This is a genomic window from Nocardiopsis suaedae, from assembly GCF_027706745.1.
GTDB lineage: Bacteria > Actinomycetota > Actinomycetes > Streptosporangiales > Streptosporangiaceae > Nocardiopsis_A > Nocardiopsis_A suaedae.
On the sequence record NZ_JAQFWP010000022.1, the window covers coordinates 22,257 to 47,875 of the forward strand.

Consider the following 25,619-nt stretch of genomic DNA (forward strand, 5'->3'; position numbering starts at 1 on the left):
ATATGTCAACGTTGTCAATGACTGCATCAGCGACATTGACAGGCGATCCGCGGATGGATGAGACTCACCTGACATCGTTGTCATCTGTGATGTCCCGCACAGGAGAGAGGGCACCATGCGCCACCGTCGCCCGGACCATCGGAGCCGCTACGCCGCCGGTATCGGGGTGGTGCTGTCGCTCGCCCTGACGTCCTGCTCCTCACCCGGGGAGCAGGACGGACAGGTCGTCGTCGGCCTGGTCACCAAGACCGACACGAACCCCTTCTTCGTCAAGATGCGCGAGGGCGCGGAGGAGGCCGCCGAGGAGCACGGCGTGGAGCTGCAGACCTTCGCCGGCGACTACGACGGCGACAACGACACCCAGGTGCGGGCCGTCGAGAACCTCGTGGCGCAGGGGGCGGACGGCATCCTCATCACCCCCAACGACTCCGAGGCCATCGTTCCCGCGCTGGAGGCGGCCCGCAGCCAGGGGGTCACGGTGCTCGCCCTGGACACGCCGACGCGGCCGGCGGACGCCGTCGACGCCACATTCGCCACCGACAACTTCCTCGCCGGCGAACTCATCGGCGAGTGGTCCCAGAAGCACTCCGCCGCCGAGGGCGTGGAGCCGTCCATCGCGATGCTCGACCTCAACCCCAACCAGATCGCCGTCGACGTCGACCGCGACCAGGGATTCCTGCAGGGCTTCGGCATCGACACGGGAGACCCCGCGGTGATCGGCGACGAGGAGGACCCCCGGATCGCCGGGCACGAGGAGACCGAGGGCGCCGAGGAGGGCGGCCGCACCGCCATGGAGAACCTGCTGCAGCGCGAGCCCGGCATCAACCTCGTCTACACCGTCAACGAGCCCGCGGCGGCCGGGGCCCACGAGGCGCTCCAAGCCGCCGGAAAGGCGGACGACGTCACCATCGTCTCGGTCGACGGCGGCTGCCCCGGGGTGCAGAACGTGGCCGACGGCGTCATCGGCGCCACATCGATGCAGTTCCCCCTGGAGATGGCCCGGCAGGGGGTCGCGGCCGTCGCCGACCACGCCGAGAACGGGACCGTGCCCGAGCCCGATGAAGGCGAGCAGATCGTCAACACGGGCGTGGAGCTCATCACCGACGAGCCGCAGGAAGGGCTGGACTCCAAGGACACCGACTGGGGCCTGGAGAACTGCTGGGGCTGACGCCCACCCGAAACGCCGCCCCCCACCCTGAGGAACCTGAACGTGACTGCATCCAACTCCCTCACGCCCCACCGCGGAGAACACGAGCCGGGGGCGATCACCGAACCGGACGTCCCCGGCTCCGGCACGCCGACCCTGCTGGACCGGGTGCAGCGGGTGATGCACGCCCAGGCGACGCTCGGCCCCGCCGTCGTGCTGCTGATCGCCGTGATCGCATTCGCGATCGTGTCGGACCGCTTCCTCTCCGCCGCCAACATCTCCCTGATCCTTCAGCAGACCGCCGTCATCGGTACGCTCGCCCTCGGCCAGACGCTCATCATCCTCACCGCGGGCATCGACCTGTCGGTGGGGGCGGTGATGGTGCTGTGCTCGATCGTCATGGCCCGCGCCTCCAGTGAGCTGGGCCTGCCCGGCCCCCTGGCGCTCGTGGCCGGCTTCGTCTGCGGCGCCCTGTGCGGCCTGCTGAACGGGACGCTGGTCACCAGGATCAAACTGCCGCCGTTCATCGTCACTCTGGGGTCGATGAACATCTTCTTCGCCCTGAACCTCTGGCTCTCCCGGGGCGAGACGATCCGCGGCTCCGACATGTCCCCGCTGCTGCTGTGGACCGGCAGGGTGATCACCATCGGGGACACCCGCCTCACCTACGGCTCGGTCATGATGCTGGCCCTCGTCGCGGTCCTCGGCTACTGCCTCCACCGGACCGCCTGGGGCCGCCACGTCTACGCCGCGGGCGACGCCCGTGAGGCGGCACGGCTCTCGGGGATCCGCGTCGACCGCCTGCTCCTGAGCGTCTACATCACCGCCGGGCTCGTCTACGCGCTCACCGCGTGGATCCTCATCGGCCGTGTCGGCTCCGCGAGCCCGCAGGCCGGAATCATGAACAACCTGGAGAGCATCACCGCGGTGGTACTCGGCGGGACCAGCCTGTTCGGCGGGCGCGGCCTCATCGTCGGGACCATCGTCGGCGCGCTCATCGTCGGCGTCTGCCGCAACGGCCTGTCCCTGGCCGGCGTCGACGTGCTGTGGCAGGACCTCGCCGTCGGCGTCCTCGTCATCGTCGCCGTCGCCCTCGACCAGTGGATTCGGAAGGTGCGCCGGTGAACGACACGGCCGAACCCGTCCTCAGCGCCCATGGCCTGGTGAAGCGCTACGGCAGCGTCACCGCGCTCGCCGGAGCCGACCTGGAACTGTATCCGGGGGAGATCCTCGCGGTCATCGGTGACAACGGCGCGGGCAAATCGAGTCTGATCAAATGCCTGTCCGGTGCGATCACCCCGGATTCCGGCGAGGTCCGGGTCCACGGGCGGCCGGTCCGGTTGACGTCCCCGATCGCGGCCCGTGACGCGGGCATCGAGACCGTCCACCAGAGCCTCGCGGTCGCCCCGTCCCTGGACATCGCCACCAATCTCTTCTTGGGGCGCGAGCTGCGCAGGGGCGGACTGCTCGGGTCGGTGTCGCGGTCACTGGACCACGGGCGCATGCGCGCCGAGGCCCGCAGGCACCTCGACGACCTGGGCATCATGACCATCCAGAACCCCAAGCAGTCGGTGGAGACGCTCTCCGGCGGCCAGCGCCAAGCGGTCGCCGTCGCCCGCGCCGCCGCGTTCGGCAACGAGGTGGTGATCATGGACGAACCCACGGCCGCCCTGGGGGTGCGCGAGTCCCGCGCCGTACTGGACCTGATCCTGCGCGTCCGGGCCAAGGGCCTGCCCGTCATCCTGATCAGCCACAACATGCCCCATGTCTTCGAGGTCGCCGACCGCGTCCACGTGCAGCGCCTCGGACGGCGCACGGCCTGCCTGAATCCCGCGGTGTGCACCATGGCCGACGCCGTCGCGGTCATGACCGGGGCGGTCTCCCCCGACGACCTTCCCGCCTCGGCCCTCGCCCAGGGGCCGACGGCGGCCGCACGGCAGGCGGACGGGTGATCGTCGTCCGCGGGCGGGCACCGGCCGAGTCGGACACCCGGCGTGCGGTCCCCGGCGGCGGACCGGCCGACCGCCCTGCGCCCGACGGGGCCCTCCCCCGGCCCGCCGGGCGATCTCCCCCGATCGTCCGCGGCGGCTCCCGGGAGGTCACTCGCTGAGGCGTCGCAGTCGGGTCAGGCGGCGGAGGCCGTCGCCTTCCGCCGCCTGACCCGCGGGGCTCAGGGCCTCCCTCAGGCGGCGCCCCACCTCGGCCGTGTCCAGGTGCATGCCGATGGCCACCAGGCCGTCCCGTCCGCCGCCCTGCGGGTGCGATTCCACATGGAGCTGCCTTCCGACCATGCTCACCGCGAACCGCCGCGTCCCCCGGCCCGCCGCCACCGCGACCGTCCCCTTCAGCCGGTAGACACCCTCCGGCGGGTCCTCCAGCAAATCGACGAGGCGCCCCGGGTCGGCCGGGGCCTCCGCGGCGACGGTCACGCCGTCGGCGTGCACGTGCGGCGCGTGGTCCTCCCCGTCCGCCGCGGCGAACGGCAGCTCGGGCTGGGCGGACTCCTCCGCGGCCGCGTCGAACACCAGGGCCGGGTCGATGCGCCCGCGCTCGGCCGCCACGACGTGCGCCCGCGGGTTGCGCTCCTTGATCCGCCCGGTGATGCGCGCCCGCACCGCGTCCCGGTCCGCCTCGGCGATCCGGTCGATCTTGTTGATGACGACCAGGGTGGCCGCCGCGTACCGCTCGGGCGGCAGCACCCCGGTGTCGACGGTCGCGAAGTGCTCCCCGGCGTCGACCACGTCGACGACCCCGCCCGAGCGCACGCCCTTGACCTCGCTGAAGCGGATCAGCCGCGCCAGCGAGGACGGATCGGCGACGCCGCTGGCCTCGACGATCACCGCGTCCAGGCGCAGCCGGGGCCGGGCGAGCTTCTCCAGCGCCTCGTCCAGACCGCCCGCGTCGGGCAGGCAGCACACGCAGCCGCCGCTGATCGCCTCGGCGTCGTCGACCTGGCCGGTCACCAGCCCCGCGTCGACGTTGATGGACCCGAAGTCGTTGACGACCACGCCCAGCCGCGCCCCGGGGGCGCGCAGGAGCCGGTTGAGGAGGGTCGTCTTGCCCGCGCCGAGGTGCCCGGTCAGCGCGATGACGGGGAGCTGCCGCATGCCGTCACGCCTCTCGCAATCGTCCGTTGGATCGGTCGGTGCCACGATTGTCTTACGGCTCCGGGAGGCCGGGCCGCGTGAACCCGTGGGACGGAGCGTGATCTGGGCCTCGAAGGGGCCGGGGGCGGGGCCCACCGGAGGCCGTTGGGAGGATCGCCCCGGGCGCCGGTCCGCGGCGCCGCACGATCTCGTCCCACGGAGGGCTCGTGAGCGTTGGTGAACCGTACGACGGCACAGGGGCGCCCGTCGCCCTGCGCCGTCCCGTGCGCCGGGTGGTCTCGCTGGTGCCGTCCCTGACCGAGACCGTCGCGGCCACGGCGCCCGGCACGCTGGTCGGGGCGACCCGGTGGTGCACGCACCCGCCGGGGCTCGAGGCCGAACGGGTGCGCGGGACGAAGAACCCGGACGTGCGCCGCATCCGGGACCTTGGTCCCGACCTCGTCATCGCCAACAAGGAGGAGAACCGCGAGCTGGACGTGCGGCGCCTGAGGGAGGCGGGCACACCCGTGTGGGTCACCGTCATCGAGAACGTCGAGCAGGCGCTGCGCTCCATGCGCCGCCTCTTCGAGGAGGCGTTGGGCGTCCCGGTGCCCGGCTGGTGGGAGGGCGCCCGCGCGGCTTTCGCGGCGCCGCCGCCCGCTCCCCTCGCGCGCGCGGCGGTGTGCGTCTGGCGCGACCCCTGGATGGTGGTCGGCCGGAGCAATTTCGCCTCGGACGTGCTGCGGCACGCCGGCGCGGCGAACGTGTTCCAGGAGCACGAGGGCCGGTACCCGCGCGTGGGGCTCGACGAGATCCGCGATTCCGGAGCCGACCTGGTGGTGCTGCCGGACGAGCCTTACCCGTTCTCGGCGGACGACGGCCCGGAGGAGTTCGGGGAGCGGGCCCGGCTGGTGACCGGACGACTGCTCACCTGGTACGGCCCGTCCCTCACCAGCGCGCTGCCCCTCCTGAGGGGCGAACTGGGGTTCGGGGACCGCCCCGCCGTATAAGGGGCCGGGGCGCGGCTACTCCAGCCGGAGCCGCCCGGGGGCCTGGGCCTCGATGATGTCCACCAGCCAGTCGAACACGGTCGGCCCCTCGCCCGCCGCCGCGCGGTCGCGGTCGGCCTGCACCGCGGGCCGGTTGGAGGGGTGGGCCTTCTGGAGCCGTTCATCGAGGCGGCGCACGGTCTCGTCGTGTCCCAGGGCCCGGCGGGACGCCTCGTGGTGCCGCCATTCGATGACGAAGTCCCCGTCCGGCGGGGTGCCGTACCCTCCGCTCAGGCAGTCGGCGAACGCGTCGAGGTTCGTGCCGAAGTAGCCGCCCGGGCCGTTCACGGCTTCGCCGATCACCTGCCAGAAGCGGTCGAGGCCGGTCACCTCGCGGCCGTCGATCACGTAGGTCGCCGTCATGGGCGGAGGGTACCCGGCCTTTCCTCGTCGGTGGGGTTCCTCAGGGGGTGTTCCGTCGGAGGCACGGCCCCGCGGACGCCGCCCGCGGGGCCGTGCCCCGGTGGGTCAGCAGCCGTAGTCGACCAGGCGGAACGAGGCGTAGTGGTCGGCGGTGTAGTAGTCCTCCTGGTAGGAGTCGCCGGTGACGATGCGGCGGGCACCGCGGTCGGGCGAGCCCGGGGTCTCGACGGTGTACTCGTGGTAGTAGCCGGTCTCCTGGTCCGGGAGGAGGCCTTCCCGGTTGTAGAAGGTCCCTCCGTCCTGCGGGTAGGGGTAGGGACCGCCGTCCTCGATCAGGTCGAGGGTGTCGTGGGCCTCCGGGGGCAGGGCGGTGTAGCAGACGTGACCGACGGCGGCCACGGCCGGGGCGGTCGCACCGCCGACGAAGAGCGCCGCCATGAGGACGGCTGCGGTACCGATACGCGAAAACAGCGGGGAGATTCGCATGGCCACCATTGAGCGGCCCGAACCACCGATGCGTCAACGGCCGTCGAACGGATTTCTCCATGGCGTGGGCATCCCGTCACCCGACAGATGACCGGGCGCCCATCTGCCGCCGGTGTGATGGGCCGGCTCCGCTGCCGACAGCCGCGGTGCTCCGCTCCCGCCGCCACAGAGGAACCCGGTGGTCCAAGCCTTCGAGTTCAGGAAGCGCCCTCGGAACCCGTCGCATCACGAGGAGCGTGCCAGCGTTCGGTTCCGGTGTGATGGCGCGCGGAAACCGCAGGGCTTTCCCAAGAGAGCCCAAGGGGCGACACCGGTCACCTCCGGTACGGGTCCGCGTCGTTCAGCGTGGACCGGGGGCACTGGAATCCCTCGGTGGAACCCGCCATCAAGCGATACCGCTCCCGATACGTGCCCTCACCGGAAACGCAAAAGGGGCGCCCACCAAGGTGAGCACCCCTCATCTGTCGGGACGGCGGGATTTGAACCCACGACCCCTTGACCCCCAGTCAAGTGCGCTACCAAACTGCGCCACGTCCCGGTGCCCCCGTGGGCCTCCGGCTCTTCGGCCGGTTCCCTTGGGGCGTTGGGAAGCTTATCGCATCTCCGGCCTGTCGGCACATCGGAGACGGCCCACCAGCGCCTCCCGGTGCGAGTGGGCCCCGTCGGCCGCGCCCGGCGGGCCGGCTCCGGACCCCGGCGTCTCAGCCGATGGGCGGCACCTGCTCGCCCTCCGGGACCGGGCCGGGCGCCGTCCCCCCGCCGAAGGGGCTGCCTCCCAGTTCTTCCCTGTAGTGCGGGGTCAGCCAGCCCCGCGGGTCCGGGCCCGCCGCGACGACGCCGGTCGGGTTGATGCCCGTCATCACCCGGTAGTAGTGCGCCCGGATGTGGTCCAGGTTCGCGGTGTCGCCGAACCCCGGCGTCTGGAACAGGTCGCGCGCGTACGCCCACAGCGCCGGATACTCGCTGATCTTGCGCACGTTGCACTTGAACAGGCCGTGGTAGGCCGCGTCGAAGCGGAGCAGCGTCGACCACAGGCGCACGTCGGCCAGCGTGATGTGGTCGCCGACGAGGTACCGCCGAGCGCTCAGCCGCTCCTCCAGTTCGTCCAAGCGCGCGAACAGGCGGCCGACCGCCGCGTCGTAGCGCTCCTGGTCGGGGGCGAACCCGGTGCGGTACACGCCGTTGTTGACGTCGTTGTAGACGCCTTCCCCGATCTCCTCGATCTCCTCCCGCAGCCCCTCGGGGTACAGATCGGGCGCCCCCGGGCGGGCCAGCGGCCCCCACTCGGCGGCCATGTCGGTCGAGAGCCGGTCGTAGTCGTTGGACACCACGTGCCCGGTCCCGGTGTCGACCAGGGCGGGCACGCTGACCCCGCCGTCGTAGCCGGGGGCGGCGGCGAGGTAGGCCTCGCGCAGGGCGTGGACGCCCAGCACCGGGTCCCGGCCGCCGGGACTGCCCGTCTCCTCGGTGAACACCCAGTGCGGGTCGCCCTCGATGATCTCCTGAACGGGGTCGGCGACAGCGAGCGAGACCGCGTCCTCCAGGCCCATGAGCCTGCGGACCATGACGACACGGTGCGCCCACGGGCAGGCCCTGCTGACCACCAGGCGGTACCGGCCGGGCTCGGCGGCCCTCCCGAACCGCCCGTCGGAGGTGACCCGGTCGGCGAAGGCCGCCGGTTCGCGCTTGATCTCCTCGGTCGGGACCTTGTTGGCCCGCATGGCGCCTCCTCGACGGCCGGAACGCACTCTCCCCCGATCCTAAGGAGGGTGGGGGCGCGGTGGTCGGACCGGGGCGGCCGCGCGGCGAGCGCGTCGTCAGCGCTCTGGAGCATGGACCCCGTCCGCCGTCGGCGCCTGCCCGTCCTCCGACCGCGTGACCACGTCGAAAGCGACGCGGCGGTGCTCAGCGAACAGTTCCAGCGCACGCCCGGCGTCCCGCGCGCGCAGCGCCGCGGCCAGTTCCCGGTGCTCTCCGGGGATGTGCGCGAGGTAGCCGTCGGTGTCCCGGCCGATCCGTGTCAGAAGGAACAGGTGCACCTGGGAGCGGATCGCCTGCCAGGCCTCTTGGAGCCGCCGGTGGCCGGAGGCGGCGTACACCGCGTCGTGGAAGGCGATGTCGCACCGCACCATGGCGTGGCCGTCCTCGGCCCGCGCCATCCGGTCGGCGGCCGCCTCCACCGCGTCCAGGTCCTCCTCGGCGGCCCCGGCGACGACGGTGCGCACGGCCAGGCCGTCGAGGGCGTCGCGCAAGGTGTCGAGCTCGGCGACGTCTCCGGGGGCCAGCTCGGTGACGGTCACGCCGCGGTGCCAGGCGCTGTGCACCAGTCCTTCGCGTTCGAGGAGCAGCAGCGCCTCACGGACCGGTCCGCGGCTGACGTCCAGTGCCGTGGAGAGCTCCACCTCGCGCAGCTGCGCCCCCGGGGCATAGGCGCCGTTGAAGATCGCCTCCCGAATGCGGTCGGCGACCTCACCGGCCAGTCCCCGCCGCCTGGCGGGGGCCACCTTGCCCTGTTCAGCCATGGACGACTGCCCCTCTCCCTTGTCGCAATGTTAACGACCCGGCATCCGCGTTCCTGGGCCGAGCACGGCGCCGCGCGGCGCCCGGTGCCTGCGCCCCGGCCCACGGCGGCCGCCTGCACCGGACCCCGCCGATTCCCATTGAACGATCGCGGGGGCGTCCCATCGAAGCGGTTTTCCGGGCTTAGCGCAAAACGCCGCACACTCCCCGTATCGGCCCAGGGGGCGTTCCGGGCGGCCACCGTCCCATTCGGGGATCACGCTGTTCTCCACCGGGTCCGCCCGCATGACGGTGTGCACCGCTGTACGGTCGTTGCGACCCCGCCCAGTGGAAAGAAGGATCGCGTTGACCGAGAACGGCACGGACGAGCGCACGGCCCCTACCACGGTGACCGCGGCCGACGTGGCCGCGGCCGCCTCCCGGATCTCCGGCGTCATCCCGCCCACGCCCCTGCAACGCAGCGAGCGCCTGTCGGTCCAGTACGGCCTCGACGTCCGCCTCAAGCGTGAGGACCTCACTCCGATGCGCTCCTACAAGGGGCGCGGCGCCCTCAACTTCGCGCGCTTGCTCGACGAGGAGCAGCGCAGGCGCGGCGTGGTCTGCGCGAGCGCGGGCAACCACGCCCAAGGGGTGGCGTTCGCCTGCGCCTCGCTGGGCATTCGGGCCCGGGTCTACCTGCCGCGCACCACACCGCGCCAGAAGCGCGACCGCGTCGCGGCCCTGGGCGGGTCCTTCGTGGATCCCATCGTCACCGGGGAGACCTATGACGACGCGGCCGCCGCGGCCCGCGCCGACGCCGAAGGTCTCGGCATGACGCTGCTTCCGGCCTTCGACGACCCGCGCACGGTCGCCGGCCAGGGGACGGTGGTCCGCGAGGCCGTCGAGCAGTTGGGGCACGCCCCCGACGCCGTGGTGGTGCCGGTGGGCGGCGGCGGCCTCCTGGCGGGGACCCTGGCGTGGCTGCGCGAGGCCCACCCCGAGGTGCCGGTGGTCGGGGCCGAGCCGCTGGGCGCGGCGAGCATGGCCGCCGCCCTGGAGGCCGGGCACCCGGTGGGGCTGGAGCAGATCGACCCGTTCGTGGACGGGGCGGCGGTGCGCCGGGTGGGGCGGCTGACCCACGCCATCGCGGCGGCCGGGGCCCCGCACACGGCCGCCGTCCCGGAAGGCCGGATCTGCGTTGAGATGCTGGACCTCTACCAGACCGACGGGATCATCAGCGAGCCCGCCGGTGCGCTGGCCCCGGCCGCCCTGGGTCCCGCGGCCGCGGCGGCGGACCTGCCGCAGGGGGCGACGGTGGTGTGCGTGCTCTCGGGCGGCAACAACGACGTGAGCCGGTACTCCGAGATCGTGGAGCGGGCCCTGATCCATCAGGGCCGCAAGCACTACTTCCTGGTGGAGTTCCCGCAGGAGCCGGGGGCGCTGCGCCGGTTCCTCGACGACGTGCTGGGGCCCGACGACGACATCACCCGGTTCGAGTACGTGAAGCGCAACAACCGGGAGACCGGCCCGGCGCTGGTGGGCGTCGAACTGGGGGCGCCGGAGAACCTGGAGCCGCTGCTGAAGCGGATGGAGGCCGCACCGCCGCGCATCGAGCGGGTGTCGCCGGACAGCCCGCTGTTCGGCTTCCTGGTCTGACCGGCCGCGCGGACAGGCCGCGCCGGCCCCGGCTCACCCCGGCCCCGGAACCGGCCCGGCGGCGTGCCGCCGGACCGGTCCTCGAGGAGACGAGGGCGCACGCCCAGAGCGGCCTCAGCCTGAGACGGCGGCACGCAGCGTCTCAGCGAGCGGCGTGGTCGGACGCCCGATGAGCCGCCGCAGAGTGTCGGTGACCTCCCCCAGCTCGCCGTCGCGCGTGTTCGCGTCCAGGGCGGCCACGAATCCGGCCGTGTCCGCGTCCAGACCCGCCTGCTGCAGCGCGGCGACGTGCTCCTCCGTGGTCACGTCCTGGTAGACGACCTCCCGCCCCAGCACCTCGGACAGGGTCCGGGCCAGGTCCGCCCGCGTCCACGCGGTGTCGCCCGAGAGCTCGTACACGGCGCCCGCGTGCGCCTCGGGCTCCAGGAGGACCGCGGCGGCGGCCTCCGCGAAGTCCCGCAGGGCGGCGCTCGCCGTGAGCCCCTCCCCCGCGCTGCCGACGATCCGGCCCGTCGCTTGGGCCTCCTCCAGCTGCGGGAGGAAGTTCTCGTTGTACCAGCCGTTGCGCAGGATCGTGGAGGTCAGACCGGAGGCGGCGATGATCTTCTCGGTGGCCGCGTGCTCGGGAGCCAGCACCAGCGTCGTGTCGGTCGCCTTGGGCGCACTGGTGTAGACGATGTGCCGGACCCCGGCCCCGGACGCGGCCTCGACGGCGTTGCGGTGCTGGGCCGCTCTCTGGCCGATCTCGCTGCCGGAGACCAGCAGCAGCAGGTCGGCGCCGGTGAAGGCCGCCTTGAGGGAGGCAGGGTCGCCGTAGTCGGCGCGCGCCGTGCGGACTCCCCGCTCGGCCAGTCCCGACAGCCGTTCGGGGTCGCGGCCCACGGCGGTGACCGACCCGGCGGGGAGGCCTCGGCCGAGGAGTGTTTCGACGGCGGCTTGGCCGAGCCGGCCGGTTGCTCCGGTGACGACGACGGACATGGGCGGTCCTCTCTCGGTCGCGGCCGAGCCTGTCCCGGCCGTCAGCCCCTCCAACCACCGCCCATTCCCGCACATTCCGAATCTCTGGTACCCACTTATAAGTAAGTGCTGATACCTAGGTAAGTGCCCGTGGCCGCCCGAACCGCCCACGGCCCTGCTGCATCCCGCGTACGCGGGCTATCTTGGGCGCAACCGCTCCCCGCCGACCGGCCGAACGAGGAGGCGCGTTGCCCCACCCCCCGCACCGCACACCCCGCCCACGCCCCCGCCCGGGTGCCGGTCCGGCGCCCGGCCGCCCAGCGGCCCACCCCTCGTGAACCGGCCCGCCGACGCCGTCCCCGGCGATGTCCCGGCCGCCGTGCTGCGCCTGCGCGACGAGTACCGGCGCCGCGCCGACCGGGCCCTGCTCCTGTTCCGCCTCTCGGGGACCGCGCTCATCCTGCTCGGCGCGGCGATGCCGCTGTTCGCCATCGCCGAGTACCCCTACAAGGCCGCGGCGGTCTCGGTGGCCGGTGTGGCGATGTCCCTGTCGGCGAGCCTGCACGCCTTCTTCCGCTGGGACCGGCAGTGGCAGCTCCTGCGCGGCGCCCAACTGGACCTGGAGGACGCGCACCTGGAGTGGTCGCTGGCGACCGCCGACCCGGGGACGGCCGGTCCCGGGCGGGACGCCCGCCTCGCCGAGGCCGACCGGTCGCTCTTCGAGCGGTACCGGGCCATCAGGGGCGCCGAGACCGAGAAGTTCTTCACCCTCGTGGAGTTCCCCGGGCGTCCCGCGGAGAAGGTCGGCCCTCCGGAGTGACCCGGGGCCCGGATCACGCCGCGCGCGGCGTACCGGCATGATCGGTACACCCGCCCGCCGCCCGACAGGAGAACCGTGAACATCCCCCTTCCCCCCGAACTGGCGGCGCTGGAGCCGGGAGACCCCCGCGCGATCGGACCGTTCCGCCCGGTCGGCAGGCTCGGCTCCGGCGGCATGGGCGCGGTGTACGGGGCGCTCGACGCTCGGGGCAGGTGCGTGGCGGTGAAGGTGGTCCACCCGCGCCATGCGGCGGCCCCGGAGTACCGCGCCGCGTTCGCCCGCGAGGCCGACCTGATGCGCTCCCTGGACGCCGAGTGCGCCCCGGCCTTCCTCGGGGCCGCCCCCTCGGCCGAACCGCCCTGGCTGGCGATCGAGTTCGTCCCCGGACGCACGCTGCGCGCCCGGGTGCGGGAATCGGGCCCGCTGGAGCCCCCGGCGCTCGCCGCCTTCGCGGCCGGGACCGCCGAGGCGCTGGAGGCGCTGCACCGGCTGGGCGTCGTCCACTGCGACATCAAGCCGGGCAACGTGGTGCTCTCCCCCACCGGCCCGCGGGTGCTGGACTTCGGCATCGCCCGCGCAGCGGGACGCCCCGGCCCCGAGAGGATCGAGGGGACCCCCGGGTACCTCGCGCCGGAACGCCTCAGAGGGGCGCCCCCGTCCCCGGCCGTCGACGTGTTCGCCTGGGGAGCGATGGTCGCCTATGCCGCAACGGGGCGGCCGCCGTTCGGCGGCGGCGAGGTGGACACGGTTCTCGCCCGCACGCGCGCGGGCGATCGCGACCTGGAAGGGGTGCCGGAGGAACTCCTCGGCATCGTCACGGCCGCCCTTGATCCCGACCCGGGTCTGCGTCCGAGCGCGCGCGACTGCTTCGCCGCCGCGCTCCACGTGGCCGCGCCCGCAGGGGGCGGTGACGCCGCGCCCGTGGGCGCCGAGCCCTTCCACGAGGAGGCGGACGCGTCGCCGCGCTCGCGCCTGCGTTCGGCCCTCGCCTCCGTCTGGCGCGGGTTCGACGCCGCCGGGCACAGCCCCGAGGCTTGGATGGCCGCGGGGACGGCCCTGGCAGGGACGGCCGCCGCTGCCACCGCGACCTCCGGCATCGGCGCGGGTGCCGGGGCCGCGGGATCGGCAGGCGGCGGAGCCGCCTCCGCCACCGGGGCGGGAACGGCGGCCGGGAGCGGAGCCGTCTCCGCAGGGGCGGGGAGCGGGGCAGTCGGTGCGGGCGCCGGGGGCGGCCTCGGCGGGGCCGCGGCGACCGGGGGCGGTTCGGCCCTTCTCGGCGCCAAGGGCATCGCGATCGCCTCCGCCGCCGTCGTTGCGGCGGGTGCCGCCGGGATCGGCGGCTACTTCGGGTACGAGTCCTATGCCGCCGCCCAGCGCGCGGAGCTGGCCGGGCAGGCGGCCGCGGTGGTGGAGAACGGCGCCGGGTTCACCGCGAGCCTGGTGCGCGAACCGGCGGACGGAGGCTCCGGAGGCGGCGAGCCCTTCACCGCCGAACTGCTCTATGCCCCCGACCGGCAGGACACGCTGGTCTACCGTCTCCCGCCCGAGCAGGGCGGCGAGACCGTCGCCAATGTCGGGGGCCGCGTCCTCGCCTACGCTCCGCGCGCGGCCGTCGTGGACGACCCGGTGGGGTGGTACGCCGAAGCGGACCGGTTCACGGCCGACGCCTACAGCCGGGACGCGGTGCTCGGCGCCGTGGCGGCGCTGGCGGGGGCCGCGGACCTGGACAGCGGCGAGACCGAGGCGGAGGGCGCCCAGGCGACCCGCCTGACCGGGACCTTCACGGTCGACGGCCCCGACGGCGAGGAGATGGAAGCGCGCGGGGAGATGGATCTGGACGACGACGGGCTGCCGCTGCGGCTGGCCTACTCCTCGGCCGACTGGACGACGACCGTGGACTTCGCTTCCGTCGACGAGGCGCCTTCGGTCGAGGAGCCGGAGGGCGCCATGTTCGCACCGGAGACGCAGGTCTTCGAGGTGCCCTACGACACGCTCATGTACACGCCCCCGTGCGGCCGGGTGTCCGTGGGCGGGAGGGACTGGAACGTACACGCCGTGTCGTGGGGGACGGGCTGCAGGGACGCGATGGACCTCGTCGAGAGGTACGCATCGGGTGAGGGAGAGGTCATGACCGGGTGGGCCGGGACCGGGGTGCAGCGCCTGTACTTGGGCGGCGTTTCGTGCCAACAATTGGCAGCGCACGACCCCGAGGGCGGACCGGGCGACGGGCGGCTTCCGATGTCGTGCGAGGAGACCCGGCAGAACCCCGATGCCACCTCGCCCTTGGACGAGTACGAGGTCGGAGGGACGGTCGTCAGGTTCACCGAGGCCGAAGAGGGTCGGCGCCCCGGCCGGTGATCGTAGGCGGTCGACCACCACTCGACCGGGGCACCGGTCCGCCGGTCGTTCCTGGTCGCTGCGCCGTACGCCGCGATCCTCCGGCGCGCCCGACCACCGGCCTCCGGTGCGCGCGGCGTGGCCGTCGCGGAACGCGCCTGGACCGACGGACCACCGGCGGGCCTGGCGGGTTCCGCCCGCCCTGAGTCCCTGCCCGGCCCCGCGCCCCGGATCAGCGCCGGTTCAGCGCCGGTTGACCGCCGTCGAGCCGCGCACCACCAGTTCCGGGGTATAGCGCACCCGCTCGTGTGTGTGGTCGGGGTCGTGCAGCTCCCCGAGGAGCAGGCGCATCGCCGCGCAGCCCAGCTCGTACTTGGGCTGGGCCACCGTGGTCAGCCCCGGATGCACCAGGGAGGCGGGCGCCACATCGTCGTACCCGACCACCGACAGGTCGCTCGGCGCGCTCAGGCCGCGCTCCCCCAGCCCCTTCAGGACGCCGAGCGCGAGCTGGTCGTTGGCGCAGAACACGGCGGTCGGGCGCCGCCCCGGCCCTCCGGCCAGGACCTCCTCCACCGCCTTCTCCCCGGACTCGGCGTTGAGCTGGGCCGTGTGCACCACGCGCACGGCCGCCTCCGGGTCGATGCCCACCTCGGCCAGGCCCTCGCGCAGGCCCTGGAGCCGGGTGCGGCACTGCTCCAGCCCCTCGGGCCCGCTCAGGAAGGTGATGCGCTCGTGCCCCAGACCGATCAGGTGGCGCGCCGCGGCCGCCCCGCCGGCGAGGTTGTCGACCGAGACGCTGCACGCCACTTCGGGGCCGACGTCGCCGCGGTCCAGAAGGACCCCGCTCACCCCCTGCTTGCGCAGCCACAACAGGTCGGCGGTGTCACCGTCGACGGGCATGACCACCGCTCCGGCGGCCCGCTGCTCGGCAAGCAGGCGGGCCGAGCGCCGCTGCCGGTCGCTGCGCTCGGCCGAATTCAGCAGCACGACCGCCAGGCCGTCCTCGGCGGCGACGTCCTCGACCCCTTGGGCGACCTCGGTGAAGAACGGGTTGGTGACGTCGAGGACGACGAGGCCGATGGAGTCGCTGCGCCCCGAGCGCAGGTTGCGCCCGGAGGAGTTGCGCACGTAGTCGAGCTCCTCGATGGCGCGCTCGACCCGGCGGCGGGTCGCCTCGGAGACGCGCTCGGGGCGGTTGAGCACGTTGGAGACGGTCCCGGCGGACACGCCCGCGCGGGCCGCGACGTCGTTGATGCCGACGGGCCGGTCGGCGCGTTCGCTCGGTTCCACCGCTGCCCTTCCCAGGAGTCACGGCCAGAGGTCACGAGTGTGCCCGTTCATCCTTTCAGGCGGTATTGAAACGTGTCAATGGCGGTGCGGCAACGGGGCTTGCGAGGGGAGTGGTGTGTGTGCGACGCCGGTCCACCGAGCCGCATTCCCCAGGCGGTGGCCGCAGGGACACTTCATCGTTCGACGAGACGGGAATTGAAACGTTTTTCCCCACGCCGCACCCGCTCCGCCCCCCGTCCCCGCCGCGCGTGAGCCACCCAACATACAGAGGCGGCCCACCGGCGGCGCGCGGCCGCACCGGCGTCCGGTTCGGGACGGGTGCTCCGGCGGGCCGGGACCTCCGGCCCGCCTTGCGATCAATTCACGGAAACCGCTGCGTGGGCCCCCGGCGCGTGACAGCATGCATCTGTGCCTCCCACCGGGACCTCTCGGTGGCCGAGCCGACGACGGCCGACTCCCCCCTGCAGGCCTGGCGGCACGGTCCCCCGACCCCCCGGGGACTCCCACGGGAGCGTGCGCACGGTCGTCGCCGCGGCCGCGCCACCCGGCGCGGTGTCCGCCGTCGGTTTCGCCCTATGGAACGGGCGGCGCGGCATGGCCACGGGCCCTCTTGGCCGACGCCGCCGCGGTGCGGGTCCTCCGCTTCCGCCGCGGACGCCGACCTTGCGGGGTGTTCCCAGGGCGGGGGCGCCGTTCCCCAGGGCGTCCCCGCCCGCCCCGCTCCGGCCGTGCACTGGCCCTCCCTCGCCTGCCGCTTCCTGGCCCCCGGCGGGCCGCGTCACCCCCACGGCGCCGCCGCGCTCACGAGGCGCGCCGGACCGCGGAGAGATCCGGCTCCAGGCCCATCAGGCCGCACCCGTACGCCTTGGCCCTGCCGATGCCCTCCTTGACCGCCTCGGAGAAGGCCCCGGGGTCGGTGACGATCAGCCGACCGGCGAAGGCCGCGGGAAGGATCGAGATCTTCAGGCGGGAGTCTCCGCGCGCCTTGGAGCGCTGGTCCACCTTCCTGCCGACGAGCGCGGGACGCGGCTCGGCGGCCGCGTCCGGGGCGCCGTCGGAGGCCGTGGGGATGACGAAGCCGTGCCGTTCGCCCTGGCGGATCAGCCAGGCCACCTGCTCCTCGGGATCGTGGATCGGCCGCCGCTTCCCGCGCGCCCGGCCGCCCGGCGCTCCGCCGACCGGCGGGGTGCTGCGGGTCGGATTGGCGACCAGGCGGAAGGCGAACCGCCCGCCCGGGACGGCCGCCGCCAGGACCGGTTGCAGGCACGTCACCTTGATCCGCCCGGAGGCGTAGCCGTGGGGCAGGCGGGTCCAGTCGGGCCGCACCCGGCTCTGCACGAGCAGAGAGCGGGCGGCGGTGCCCTCTCCCACGCGGGCGACGCCGACCTCGTCCATGCGCCAGAGCAGGCCGTGGTGGCGGCGCGCGGCCGCGTCCACGCCGGCCTCGCCGAAGACGCTCATCAGTGTGCGGTGCATGTCGTGGACATCGGCGTAGTCGCGCCGGAAGGCGCGCGACATCTCGTTGACGGGGACCCGGCTCAGGAACAACGATCCGCTCCAGTCATCTCACCGACGGCGGCCGACGGGCGCGCGGCCGGTCACGCTTCGCGCGGCGTCGTCGGCCGTCGGGCACACGGCGGAGAAGCCGCGCCGTCGCATGGACGGATCGTCGCCGACCGCTCGGCGGAACCGCCGTTCGAGCGCCCGAGCCCCGGCCGTCGTCGGACGGCACGGAGAGCGATACTAACGCCCGCCGACGGCGATCCGCGGCGGAGCACCAGGGCTGGCCGATTGAGGACACGACCCACCGGAGATCGCCGCAAGGACGAGTCCGCCCATGCTCCCGTCACACCCCGGACGGCGGCCATGACCACCGCAAGTCCCACCGCTCGGGCGGACACGACCAGTGTCCGCCGGGGTGGCGTGGTCCGCGTTCGGGTAGGTCGGCGGTTTCGTTACGCCCCCGGACCAGACCGCCGCCGGGGAGCTGACCGGCGAGCCGCTTTCGGGCGGCGGCCGGCCGCCTCCACCGGAAGGGCGGGGCACCGACCAGGAGACCCGAGTGCGGCACCGGGCGGTCCCAGCGCCGTAACGGTCGGGCCGACCTCGCCGAACGGGGCATCCACCGCTCACCGCTCCAAGGCGCGCACCACGGCCGAAGTGAGCGCCCTTCACCCCTCCAGCACATCGGCGAAGCCCGGCTCGGGGCATCCGCAGCTCCGGCGGGGGATCAGGCGGCCGCACGGCCGCTCCCTCGGCTCCTCGCCGCCGAGGAGGACCGCGACCGCCCTTTCGGCGACCTCCTCGAAAGGCTGCTCCACCGCGGTCAGGGACGGCACGGTGAACGCCGCGTCCGGTGTCCCGTCGCAGGCCGCCACCGCCAGCCGCTCCGGCACCGCCACACCGGCGGCGGCCGCCGCGGCGAGCACGCCCACCGCCTGCTCGTCGGTGGCGGCGAGCAGCGCGCGCGGCAGCTCCCCCCGCGCCGCCAGACCGGCGGTCAGGCGCGCCGCCGACCCGCGCGCATACCCGCAGCGCAGGAGCTCCCCCGCGGCGGGCGACTCGCGCCAGGCGCGCATCCGCTCGGCCACCGGCCCATCGTCGGCCGGCCCCGCCAGGAACGCGATGCGCTCGTGGCCGTGCCCGCGCAGGTGCTCCAGGGCCGCGTGTACCCCCGCACGGTCGTCCGCGGCGACCAGCACCGCCCGCGCCCCCTCGGGGCGGTGGTGGACCGCGACCACCGGCACGCCGGCGTCAGCGGCCGCCGGCGCCGGGTCGTCGGCCCCGTCCGCGGAGGCGACGACGAGCCCGTCGGGCTGGGCGGCGAGGATGCGCTCGACGGCCTCCGCCTGCCGCTCGGCGTCGTAGCCGGTGGTGGCGACGACCGTGAGCCGCCCCGACCGGGAGAGCGCCGCCTCCAGCGCCCGGCCGAGCGCGGCGAAGTACGGGTTGGCGGCGTCCGGCAGCACGACCCCGACCAGCCCCGACGACCCCGAGCGCAGCGCCGCCGCCACCCGGTTGCGGCGATAGCCCAGTTCGGCGGCGGCGGCGAGCACCCGCTCCCGGGTGCGCGCCGCGACCGGCCGGGGACCGCCGTTCACCACGTAGCTGACCACCGCGACCGAGGTCCCGGCCCTGCGGGCCACGTCGGCCATGGTCACCGCCATGAGCGCCGTCCCCCCTCTCCCGGGCGGCGTCCGGCGCGCCCGCCCGCCGCGCCCGGCCTTGACACCGCCGGGGCGCGCGGTTCATCGTAACGGGGTCACTCTAATCGTTTAGACTCCTCCCCGGACGCACCGGAGGCCGCATGCCCGACCTGCTCATCGACACCGACACCGGCTCCGACGACGCGGTGGCGCTGCTGCTCGCCGCGCTCGACCCGTCGGTGCGCATCAGCGCCGTCACCACCGTCGCCGGGAACGTCCCCCTCCCGCTGGCCACCCGCAACGCCCTGATCAGCCTCGAACGCGCCGACGCGGGCGCCGTGCCCGTCCACGAAGGGTGCGGCCGGCCGATCCTCCGCCCCCTGCACACCGGCCAGGAGGTACACGGCGAGGACGGCATGGGCGACATCGGCCTGCCCGACCCCGCCGCCGCCCCGAGCGGGCAACACGCGGTGGACGCCATCCTCGACCTGGCCCGGCGCCGCCCGGGCGAGCTCACCCTCGTCGCCCTCGGGCCGCTGACCAACATCGCCGCCGCGCTCCTGCGCGACCGGTCGCTGCTCACCCGGTTCCGGCACGTCGTGTGCATGATCGGCGCCCCGGACATGGTGGGCAACATCAGCGCCACCGCCGAGTTCAACGCCTGGGCCGACCCCGAGGCCGCGCAGATCGTGGCCGAGGCCGCGACCCCCGACCGGGTCACCTGGGTCGGCTGGGACGTCTCCCGGAAGGACGCCGTGATCACCCCCGCCGACCAGGAGCGGCTGCGGGGCCTCGGGACACCCGTCGCCGCCTTCGCCCACGAGATCAACCGCAAGGTCGCCGAGTGGGCCACCACGGTCACCGGACTGGCCGGATACGACCTGCCCGACCCGGTCGCCATGGCCGTCGCGCTCCGGCCCGAGCTGGTCACCGACTCCGAGGAGGCGCACGTCCAGGTCAGCCTCGCCCCCGGAACACGCGGCCAGACCAGCCCCGACCGCCGGGGCGTCGCCGACGCGCCGAACCTGGCCCTGGTGCGCCGCGTGGACGAGGACGGCTTCAAGGCCCTGCTCATGGACGCACTGGGCCGGGGAGGCCGCTCATGACCGGCCGCGTCGAACTCCACTGCCACCTGGACGGGTCCGTGCGCCCGGCCACCGTCGCCGAGCTGGCCCGCGAGCAGGGCGTCGTATTCGACCGCCCGGTCGGACAGATGGTCACCGCACCCCGCGACTGCGGCGACCTGATGGCCTACATCTCCTACATCGACCCGGTGCTGGAGGTGCTGCAGAGCCCCGAAGCGCTGCAGCGCGGCGCCCGTGAGCTGGTCGAGGACTGGCATGCCGACGGCGTCGCCCTCGGGGAGGTGCGCTTCGCCCCGCAGCTCCACACGCGCAAGGGCATGGACATGGACGGCGCGGTCGCGGCCGCCGCCCGCGGGCTGGAGGAGGGAGCCGCGGCGACGGGCGTGGAGACCGGTCTTCTGCTGTGCTGCCTGCGCCACCAGTCCCCCGGGGTCAGCGAGGAGGTCGCCGATGCGGCCGTGCGCCACATGGGGACCGTGTCCGGCCTGGACCTGGCCGGCGACGAGAGCCGCCCGGGGACGCCGCACCGCGCCGCGTTCGAGGCGGCACACGCCGCGTCGCTGCCGGTCACGGTGCACGCCGGGGAGGCCGCAGGCCCGGAGAGCGTGTGGGAGGCACTGGAGGTGCTCGGCGCGCGGAGGATCGGGCACGGGGTCCGATCGGTCGAGGAGCACGCGCTGCTCGACCGTCTGAAGGCGGACGCGGTGACACTTGAGATGTGCCCGGTCAGCAACGTGCAGACGGGCGCTGTGGCCCACCGGTCGGTGCACCCGGCCGACCGCCTCCTGTCCGAGGGGTTCGCCGTGACGGTGTCCACCGACGCCCGCACGACGTCGGCGACCAGCCTCGACCGCGAGTTCCGGGAACTGCGCGAGGAATTCGGCTGGGACCGGCCCGAGGAGACCCGCTGCCACGAGAACGCCCGCGCCGGAGCGTTCACCGTTTGACGGCCCATCCTGTTTGACGCCTCACCTTGCGGCTCGCGGGCACGCCGGTGGACGACCACGCCGGGGCGTCGAACCACGGTGGGGCCCCGGACCACGCTGGGGCGCACGCCCATCCGGCGATCCCCCCGAGGAGCGGCGCCCGGTCAGGTGGTTCCCCGCTTTCGGCCCCGGTCAGCCGCCCGGCCACCGGGATGCCAGGCGAGGAGCAGCGACGGCCGAGCCGGACGGTTCCCCGGGCCTGCCTTCCGGGTGGCGGGTTCCCCGCGGTCCGGGTGGGCGGCGGGTCGCCGGGGTGTAGGGCGGAGGGCGGCGACGAGGAAAGGTCCACGGCTCTTGCGGTGGCGCTGTCGGCCGCCGGGCGTGTGCGTGGTCACCGTGATGGGCGGCGACGGCGGAAGCGGGGTGGTTCCCTGGGCCTGCTTGCCGGGCGGCGGGCTCCTTGCGGTCCGGGGGCGGCGCCGTCGGGGAGCGGGCGCGCGCCCGTGCTCCTGATGGGGCGACCCAGTCCCGCATTCCGGGCATATCGGTCACAAGGGGGAGGTTCCGGCGGTGATGTGTGGCGGATTCGCCACGCGATCACACGGAAAGCGCCTCTTTCGCCGCACGGGACGGTCCCGGGCCCGGCGTGGCGCCCGGAAGGCGGGTTCCGATCCGGCCGCTACCCGCCCGGCGTCCGGTTCGTCCGCTTCCTGGGCCGCGGAAGCTCCTCCCTCACCCTGTTCGAGGCCCGGGGCGGCGGCGCGGGCAGCGGGGGTGCGCGGTCATCACGACTCCAGAACACGTTCTGCCTCCAGAAGGACCCCAAGCGGCACACCGGGACCGTTTGCTACCCCTGTCGTCACTGCGTGTAGGCGACATCGGCCGGGAGCGACCCCCCGGGCGCCCAGCGGGGACGCCCGGGCTGCCGCGCCCCCGCTTCGGTGCCCCACCGGGACCGCCCGGACGGGCACGAACCGGGCATTCCAGTTCCAGAACCTGTTCTGGAATCGTCGACTTCGCACGCCCGGAGCCCTCGCGGGCGTCGCTGAGCACGTTTCCCGCTCCCGCCCACCCTTAACGCGGAGTGTTCGCCCAGGTCAGCGTGCTGCCGGATTCGGGGCGGGCCCGGCGGGGGCGGGCCCGGGCGCCGGAGAGGGCGAACCCCGGCCCCTCCGTCGCACCATGCGGGACCCTCCCGCCCCGGACGGCCCTGCCCGAGGCCCCGAGGCTCAGACCCGGCGGCCGCCACGAACACGAACAAGCCCCACCTTCCCGGCCGCACCGCCCACCCGGACCGCGAGGAGCCCGGCGCCCGGCGAGCAGGCCCCGGGGAACCGCCCGCCGACTCCGTCGCCGCCGATCACGGCGACCACGCACACGCCCGGCGGCCGACAGCGCCGCCGCAAGGGCCGGTGCCCTTCTTCGTCGCCGCAAGATACCCGGCACCCCGCCCACCCGCCGGACGGTCGGGGCCCGGAGAAGGGGACCATCCCTTTCCTCGGTGCCACTCCCGTCGACGGCACCGGTGGCCGCCTCGGGAACGGCGGGCGGTCGATGATCACTCCCACTAGGCTTCCCCCATGCACAGCGAGGGGACGATCGCATCGGTCAATACGGGACCCGTCATCGAGGCCGACTGGGCCGGGAGGATGAAACGGACGGCGATCGACAAACGGTCCGCCGCCGGGGCGGTGGTCGTCGGGCTGCTCGGGCTCGACGGGGACGACCAGGCCGACCGGGAGCACCACGGCGGGCCCGACAAGGCCGTCTACGCCTACGCCCGCGAAGACCTCGACGCCTGGCAGGCACGCCTCGGGCGCCCCCTCCGCGACGGGGCCTTCGGGGAGAACCTCACCACCGTCGGGGTCGACGTCACCGGCGCCGTGATCGGCGAGCAGTGGCGCGTCGGCACCACGCTCCTCGAGGTCACCCTGCCGCGCACCCCCTGCCGGGTGTTCCAGGCCTGGATCGGTGAGAACCACTGGGTCACGTCCTTCACCGAGGAGGGGCGCTTCGGCGTCTACCTCCGCGTCCTCGACGAAGGGCGGGTGCGCGCCGGCGACCCCGTGGAGGTGGTGCACCGGCCCGACCACGGGATCACCTCCGCCGCCGGGTTCGCCGCCGGGCGCGCGGCCGACGTCGGCCTGCTGGAGCGGATCGTCGCCCTGCCCGATGCCGCGACCGCCTGGAAGGAGGTCCTGGACCGCGCACGTGCCCGGCGGGCGCGCTCCGGTGCGGACGGAGGGGAGAGCAGGGCGCCGGGCACAGGCCCGACCGGGGATGAGATCGGGCTCTAGGGCAGGCGAGCCGCGAGCAGGCGGGGGCACGGCCCGTGCCGGTCACCAGCGCACGGGCAGCTCCCCCGGGCCCTCGTCCACCATCGACGCCTCCCGCGGGATGTTCGCCGGCTCGACCGCCAGAGCCAACCCCGGCAAGCGCGACTCCGACTCCGCGCCGCCGACCGTACGGGCGGCGGCGACGGGGGCATTCCGCGTAGGGCGGCGTAGGCGCTCGGCGGCGCTAGCGGGCCGGGGCGTTACAGCGGCAGGCGGATCATGGATTCCGGCACGGGTGCGGCCTCATCGGGCATGGGCGGGCTCCTCAGAGGGGGTGCCGTCGGTTTTTCCAGTACGATTGCAATGCAAAAACCCCACCCCTCGGGTGTCATTGCGTCCGCATCGTGAAAAACTGGCGGCCATGCCGAAGACGGTCGACCACCACGCCCGCCGGACCCGCATCGCCGACGCCCTCATCCGCGTCGCCGCCCGCCAGGGACTGGAGGCGGTGAGCCTGCGCCAGGTCGCCGCCGAGGCCGGTGTCTCCACCGGCATGGTCCAGCACTACTTCCGCGACAAGAACGCGATGATGGCCTTCGCCCTGCGGGCCGTGGCCGAACGCGTGCAAGACCGGCTCGAACAGGCCCGCCCGGACACCCTCCCGCCCAAAGAGAGCGTGCGCGGGTTCCTCATGCAGCTCCTCCCCCTGGACGGCGAACGCGCAGTGGAAGGCAAGGCCGCCCTCGCCTTCCAGGCCCACGCCGCCGTGCACTCGGATGTGGCCGGGGCCGTGCTGCCCGACCCCGAGCCCCTGCGCGCGCACATCGCCGACCTCATCCGTTCAGCGCGCGCGGAAGGGGCGAAGCAGGCGGGCGCAGGTGGGGCCCCGGCGCGCTCGAAAGTCCCCGCCCCCTACCCTGCGGCCGTAGCGCTTCTGGCCCTCGCCGAGGGCCTGGGCACGCAGATTCTCACCCGGGAATGCAGCCCCGAGGACGCCGTCACCGCCCTGGACGCCCAACTCGACACCGCCTTCGGGTGACCCGGACGAGCGTCGACACGAATGAGTGTTGACGCGGATGACCGTTTCGGAAGGCGCCTGCCGAACTTCCGACGGACAGGAGCCTCCAAGGACGGCAGGCGCCGCCCCGAGACCGACTGCAGTACCGGGCCGATCCGGGGCCACGCAGTACCAAGGAGCGGAGCCAGCGGCCCCCTGACGAGCCCTGCAGCCCACCCAAGCACCGACACCGGTCAGCTGCGGGCGGTGCCCGCGAGGAACTCCTCGAACGAGACCAGGCCCGCTTGCAGGCCGAAGAACTCGGCCACGCGGTCCGGGTCCCCGGCCGCCTCCTTCATCGCCTCCGGCAGCCCTTCGGGCATCTCCCCCTTGGCCAGTCCTGAGCACGTGCGGAAGGACACCGACGTGCGCCGGTCGCGCTCGGCCGCGTAGTCGGCCGTCGCACGGTCGACCGCCTCGGGCCCCTCCCCCAGGGCTCCGATGAGCCGCTCGCCCAGCAGCTCGGCCTGGACGAACGCGTCGGTGATGCCCAGCGCGCACAGCGGGTCCTTCACGTGCCCGGCGTCCCCCACCAGCGCCCACCCCGGGCCGGAGGAGGTGCGGTACCGGTTGGCCAGCCCGCCGTCGCCGACGATGCGGCTCTCCCGCTCCCCCTGCGCCAGCGCCGCGTACAGGCCCGGGACGGCCTCCCGCAGCGCCTCGGTGTAGTGCCCCTCCACGTCCGCCCTGACCCGCCCGAACGCCTCACGGGGCCAGCCAACGGCGACCACCGTGCGGCCGTCGTTGGTCGGGATGACGATGACGGTGCACCCCGTCCCCGTGTACACACGGAACCCCTCGTCGGGCAGCCCGCTCCAGTACGCGTAGTACATGCACCCCTGGACGCCCTCGTCCGCGTAGGTCTCGGCCCCCACCACGCGCGCCAGTGTGGAGTGCTTGCCGTCCGCTCCGATGACCACGCGCGCGCGGGCGCTGAACTCGCGCCCTCCGGCGGCGCAGGTCACTCCCGCGACACGGTCTCCCTGGTAGAGCGGCGCACGGAACGACGCCCCCTGGCGCACCTCTGCCCCCGCGTGCGCCGCGGCCTCGACGAGGATCGTGTCCAGCACCGTCCGGCGCGGCGCGTAGCCGGTGCGGACCCCGTCGACCTCGGGCGGCAGGCCGTCGAGGACGGTCCCGGCGACGTGGAAGGCGACGCGCTCGATCGGCGGGCACCCCGAGGCGCGCAGTTCGTCCAACAGCCCCCAGGCCGCCAGGCGCGCCACCCCGGCGTGGTGGATGTAGTGGGTGGACACGGTGTCGCTGGGGAAGGTCGCCCGGTCGAGCAGCAGGACCCTGGCGCCGGAGCGGGCGAGCAGCATCGCGAGCGGGGATCCCGCGCAGCGCGCGCCGATGATTATGGCGTCGTAGTCGTCCATGGGATCGATCGTCCTTCGGGGGTGAGGGCTCGGGTGCGGCCTGCGCTCCAGGGCGTCCGC

General features: G+C 74.2%; 21 protein-coding genes and 1 tRNA gene. 11 read left to right on the forward strand and 11 right to left on the reverse strand.

Going from position 1 to position 25,619, the window contains the following annotated elements:
* Nucleotides 1–115: 115 nt before the first annotated feature.
* The 3 genes from O4U47_RS13445 to O4U47_RS13455 are packed head-to-tail and all read left to right on the forward strand — an operon-like array spanning nucleotide 116 to nucleotide 3,099.
* A complete protein-coding gene (locus O4U47_RS13445) occupies nucleotides 116–1,168 on the forward strand; it encodes a substrate-binding domain-containing protein (protein ID WP_270678174.1) in 1,053 nt (350 codons plus the stop codon).
* 42 nt (nucleotides 1,169–1,210) lie between these two features.
* A complete protein-coding gene (locus tag O4U47_RS13450; protein WP_270678175.1) occupies nucleotides 1,211–2,272 on the forward strand; it encodes an ABC transporter permease in 1,062 nt (353 codons plus the stop codon).
* Entirely contained in the window at nucleotides 2,269–3,099 is an 831-nt protein-coding gene (locus tag O4U47_RS13455) for an ATP-binding cassette domain-containing protein (protein WP_270678176.1), read from the forward strand. Before O4U47_RS13450 ends, O4U47_RS13455 begins: the two co-directional genes overlap by 4 nt.
* A 147-nt stretch (nucleotides 3,100–3,246) precedes the next feature.
* Here the strand turns inward: O4U47_RS13455 and O4U47_RS13460 are convergent, their stop codons facing one another.
* Nucleotides 3,247–4,254 carry a CobW family GTP-binding protein gene (locus O4U47_RS13460; protein ID WP_270678177.1) on the reverse strand — a complete coding sequence of 336 codons (1,008 nt, stop codon included), beginning with the start codon at nucleotides 4,252–4,254 and terminating at the stop codon, nucleotides 3,247–3,249.
* Nucleotides 4,255–4,460: 206 nt separating this feature from the next.
* On the opposite strand from O4U47_RS13460, the gene O4U47_RS13465 reads away from it, so the two are divergent.
* Nucleotides 4,461–5,243 (forward strand): helical backbone metal receptor, encoded by a 783-nt coding sequence (locus O4U47_RS13465; RefSeq protein WP_270678178.1) that lies wholly within the window; start codon nucleotides 4,461–4,463, stop codon nucleotides 5,241–5,243.
* A 15-nt stretch (nucleotides 5,244–5,258) separates the two neighbouring features.
* Here O4U47_RS13465 and O4U47_RS13470 read toward each other — a convergent pair whose 3' ends face one another.
* From O4U47_RS13470 to O4U47_RS13490, 5 genes are all read right to left on the reverse strand, one after another.
* Nucleotides 5,259–5,645, reverse strand: a complete 387-nt coding sequence (locus O4U47_RS13470) for a barstar family protein (protein ID WP_270678179.1) — start codon at nucleotides 5,643–5,645, stop codon at nucleotides 5,259–5,261.
* A 105-nt stretch (nucleotides 5,646–5,750) separates the two neighbouring features.
* Nucleotides 5,751–6,131: a ribonuclease domain-containing protein gene (locus O4U47_RS13475; RefSeq protein WP_270678180.1), complete on the reverse strand. Its 381-nt coding sequence runs from the start codon at nucleotides 6,129–6,131 to the stop codon at nucleotides 5,751–5,753.
* 464 nt (nucleotides 6,132–6,595) lie between these two features.
* Nucleotides 6,596–6,669 (reverse strand) — tRNA-Pro (locus O4U47_RS13480).
* 163 nt (nucleotides 6,670–6,832) lie between these two features.
* Nucleotides 6,833–7,852, reverse strand: a complete 1,020-nt coding sequence (locus O4U47_RS13485) for a glutathione S-transferase family protein (protein WP_270678181.1) — start codon at nucleotides 7,850–7,852, stop codon at nucleotides 6,833–6,835.
* A gap of 96 nt (nucleotides 7,853–7,948) precedes the next feature.
* Entirely contained in the window at nucleotides 7,949–8,653 is a 705-nt protein-coding gene (locus O4U47_RS13490; RefSeq protein WP_270678182.1) for a GntR family transcriptional regulator, read from the reverse strand.
* Nucleotides 8,654–8,996: 343 nt separating this feature from the next.
* On the opposite strand from O4U47_RS13490, the gene ilvA reads away from it, so the two are divergent.
* Nucleotides 8,997–10,286, forward strand: coding sequence for a threonine ammonia-lyase IlvA (gene ilvA / locus O4U47_RS13495; protein WP_270678183.1), 1,290 nt, complete (start codon nucleotides 8,997–8,999; stop codon nucleotides 10,284–10,286).
* A gap of 114 nt (nucleotides 10,287–10,400) precedes the next feature.
* On the opposite strand, the gene O4U47_RS13500 is transcribed toward ilvA, so the two are convergent.
* Nucleotides 10,401–11,264, reverse strand: coding sequence for an SDR family oxidoreductase (locus tag O4U47_RS13500; RefSeq protein WP_270678184.1), 864 nt, complete (start codon nucleotides 11,262–11,264; stop codon nucleotides 10,401–10,403).
* A 313-nt stretch (nucleotides 11,265–11,577) separates the two neighbouring features.
* Here O4U47_RS13500 and O4U47_RS13505 point away from each other — a divergent pair, with 313 nt between their 5' ends.
* Together O4U47_RS13505 and O4U47_RS13510 are read left to right on the forward strand one after the other, a co-directional pair.
* Nucleotides 11,578–12,063: a DUF4231 domain-containing protein gene (locus O4U47_RS13505; RefSeq protein ID WP_270678185.1), complete on the forward strand. Its 486-nt coding sequence runs from the start codon at nucleotides 11,578–11,580 to the stop codon at nucleotides 12,061–12,063.
* Between the two features lie 75 nt (nucleotides 12,064–12,138).
* Nucleotides 12,139–14,421 (forward strand): serine/threonine-protein kinase, encoded by a 2,283-nt coding sequence (locus tag O4U47_RS13510; RefSeq protein ID WP_270678186.1) that lies wholly within the window; start codon nucleotides 12,139–12,141, stop codon nucleotides 14,419–14,421.
* A 222-nt stretch (nucleotides 14,422–14,643) separates the two neighbouring features.
* On the opposite strand, the gene O4U47_RS13515 is transcribed toward O4U47_RS13510, so the two are convergent.
* The 3 genes from O4U47_RS13515 to O4U47_RS13525 form a co-directional block, all read right to left on the reverse strand.
* On the reverse strand, nucleotides 14,644–15,690 hold the full coding sequence (locus O4U47_RS13515; protein WP_270678187.1) for a LacI family DNA-binding transcriptional regulator: 1,047 nt from the start codon (nucleotides 15,688–15,690) through the stop codon (nucleotides 14,644–14,646).
* Between the two features lie 801 nt (nucleotides 15,691–16,491).
* Nucleotides 16,492–17,238, reverse strand: coding sequence for a type I-E CRISPR-associated protein Cas6/Cse3/CasE (gene cas6e, locus O4U47_RS13520; protein ID WP_270678188.1), 747 nt, complete (start codon nucleotides 17,236–17,238; stop codon nucleotides 16,492–16,494).
* 623 nt (nucleotides 17,239–17,861) lie between these two features.
* Complete coding sequence (locus O4U47_RS13525) at nucleotides 17,862–18,857, reverse strand: LacI family DNA-binding transcriptional regulator (protein WP_270678189.1); 996 nt, start codon at nucleotides 18,855–18,857, stop codon at nucleotides 17,862–17,864.
* A gap of 140 nt (nucleotides 18,858–18,997) precedes the next feature.
* Between O4U47_RS13525 and O4U47_RS13530 the strand changes: the two genes are divergently transcribed.
* The 4 genes from O4U47_RS13530 (at nucleotide 18,998) to O4U47_RS13545 (ending at nucleotide 24,162) form a co-directional block, all read left to right on the forward strand.
* On the forward strand, nucleotides 18,998–19,942 hold the full coding sequence (locus O4U47_RS13530) for a nucleoside hydrolase (RefSeq protein ID WP_270678190.1): 945 nt from the start codon (nucleotides 18,998–19,000) through the stop codon (nucleotides 19,940–19,942).
* The gene (gene add / locus O4U47_RS13535; RefSeq protein WP_270678191.1) at nucleotides 19,939–20,868 is read left to right on the forward strand and encodes an adenosine deaminase; all 930 of its coding nucleotides are present in this window, start codon (nucleotides 19,939–19,941) and stop codon (nucleotides 20,866–20,868) included. Before O4U47_RS13530 ends, add begins: the two co-directional genes overlap by 4 nt.
* A 1,559-nt stretch (nucleotides 20,869–22,427) precedes the next feature.
* Complete coding sequence (locus tag O4U47_RS13540) at nucleotides 22,428–23,144, forward strand: MOSC domain-containing protein (protein WP_270678192.1); 717 nt, start codon at nucleotides 22,428–22,430, stop codon at nucleotides 23,142–23,144.
* Between the two features lie 400 nt (nucleotides 23,145–23,544).
* A complete protein-coding gene (locus O4U47_RS13545) occupies nucleotides 23,545–24,162 on the forward strand; it encodes a TetR/AcrR family transcriptional regulator (protein WP_270678193.1) in 618 nt (205 codons plus the stop codon).
* 212 nt (nucleotides 24,163–24,374) lie between these two features.
* On the opposite strand, the gene O4U47_RS13550 is transcribed toward O4U47_RS13545, so the two are convergent.
* The gene (locus tag O4U47_RS13550) at nucleotides 24,375–25,559 is read right to left on the reverse strand and encodes an NAD(P)/FAD-dependent oxidoreductase (RefSeq protein ID WP_270678194.1); all 1,185 of its coding nucleotides are present in this window, start codon (nucleotides 25,557–25,559) and stop codon (nucleotides 24,375–24,377) included.
* Nucleotides 25,560–25,619: the final 60 nt, after the last annotated feature.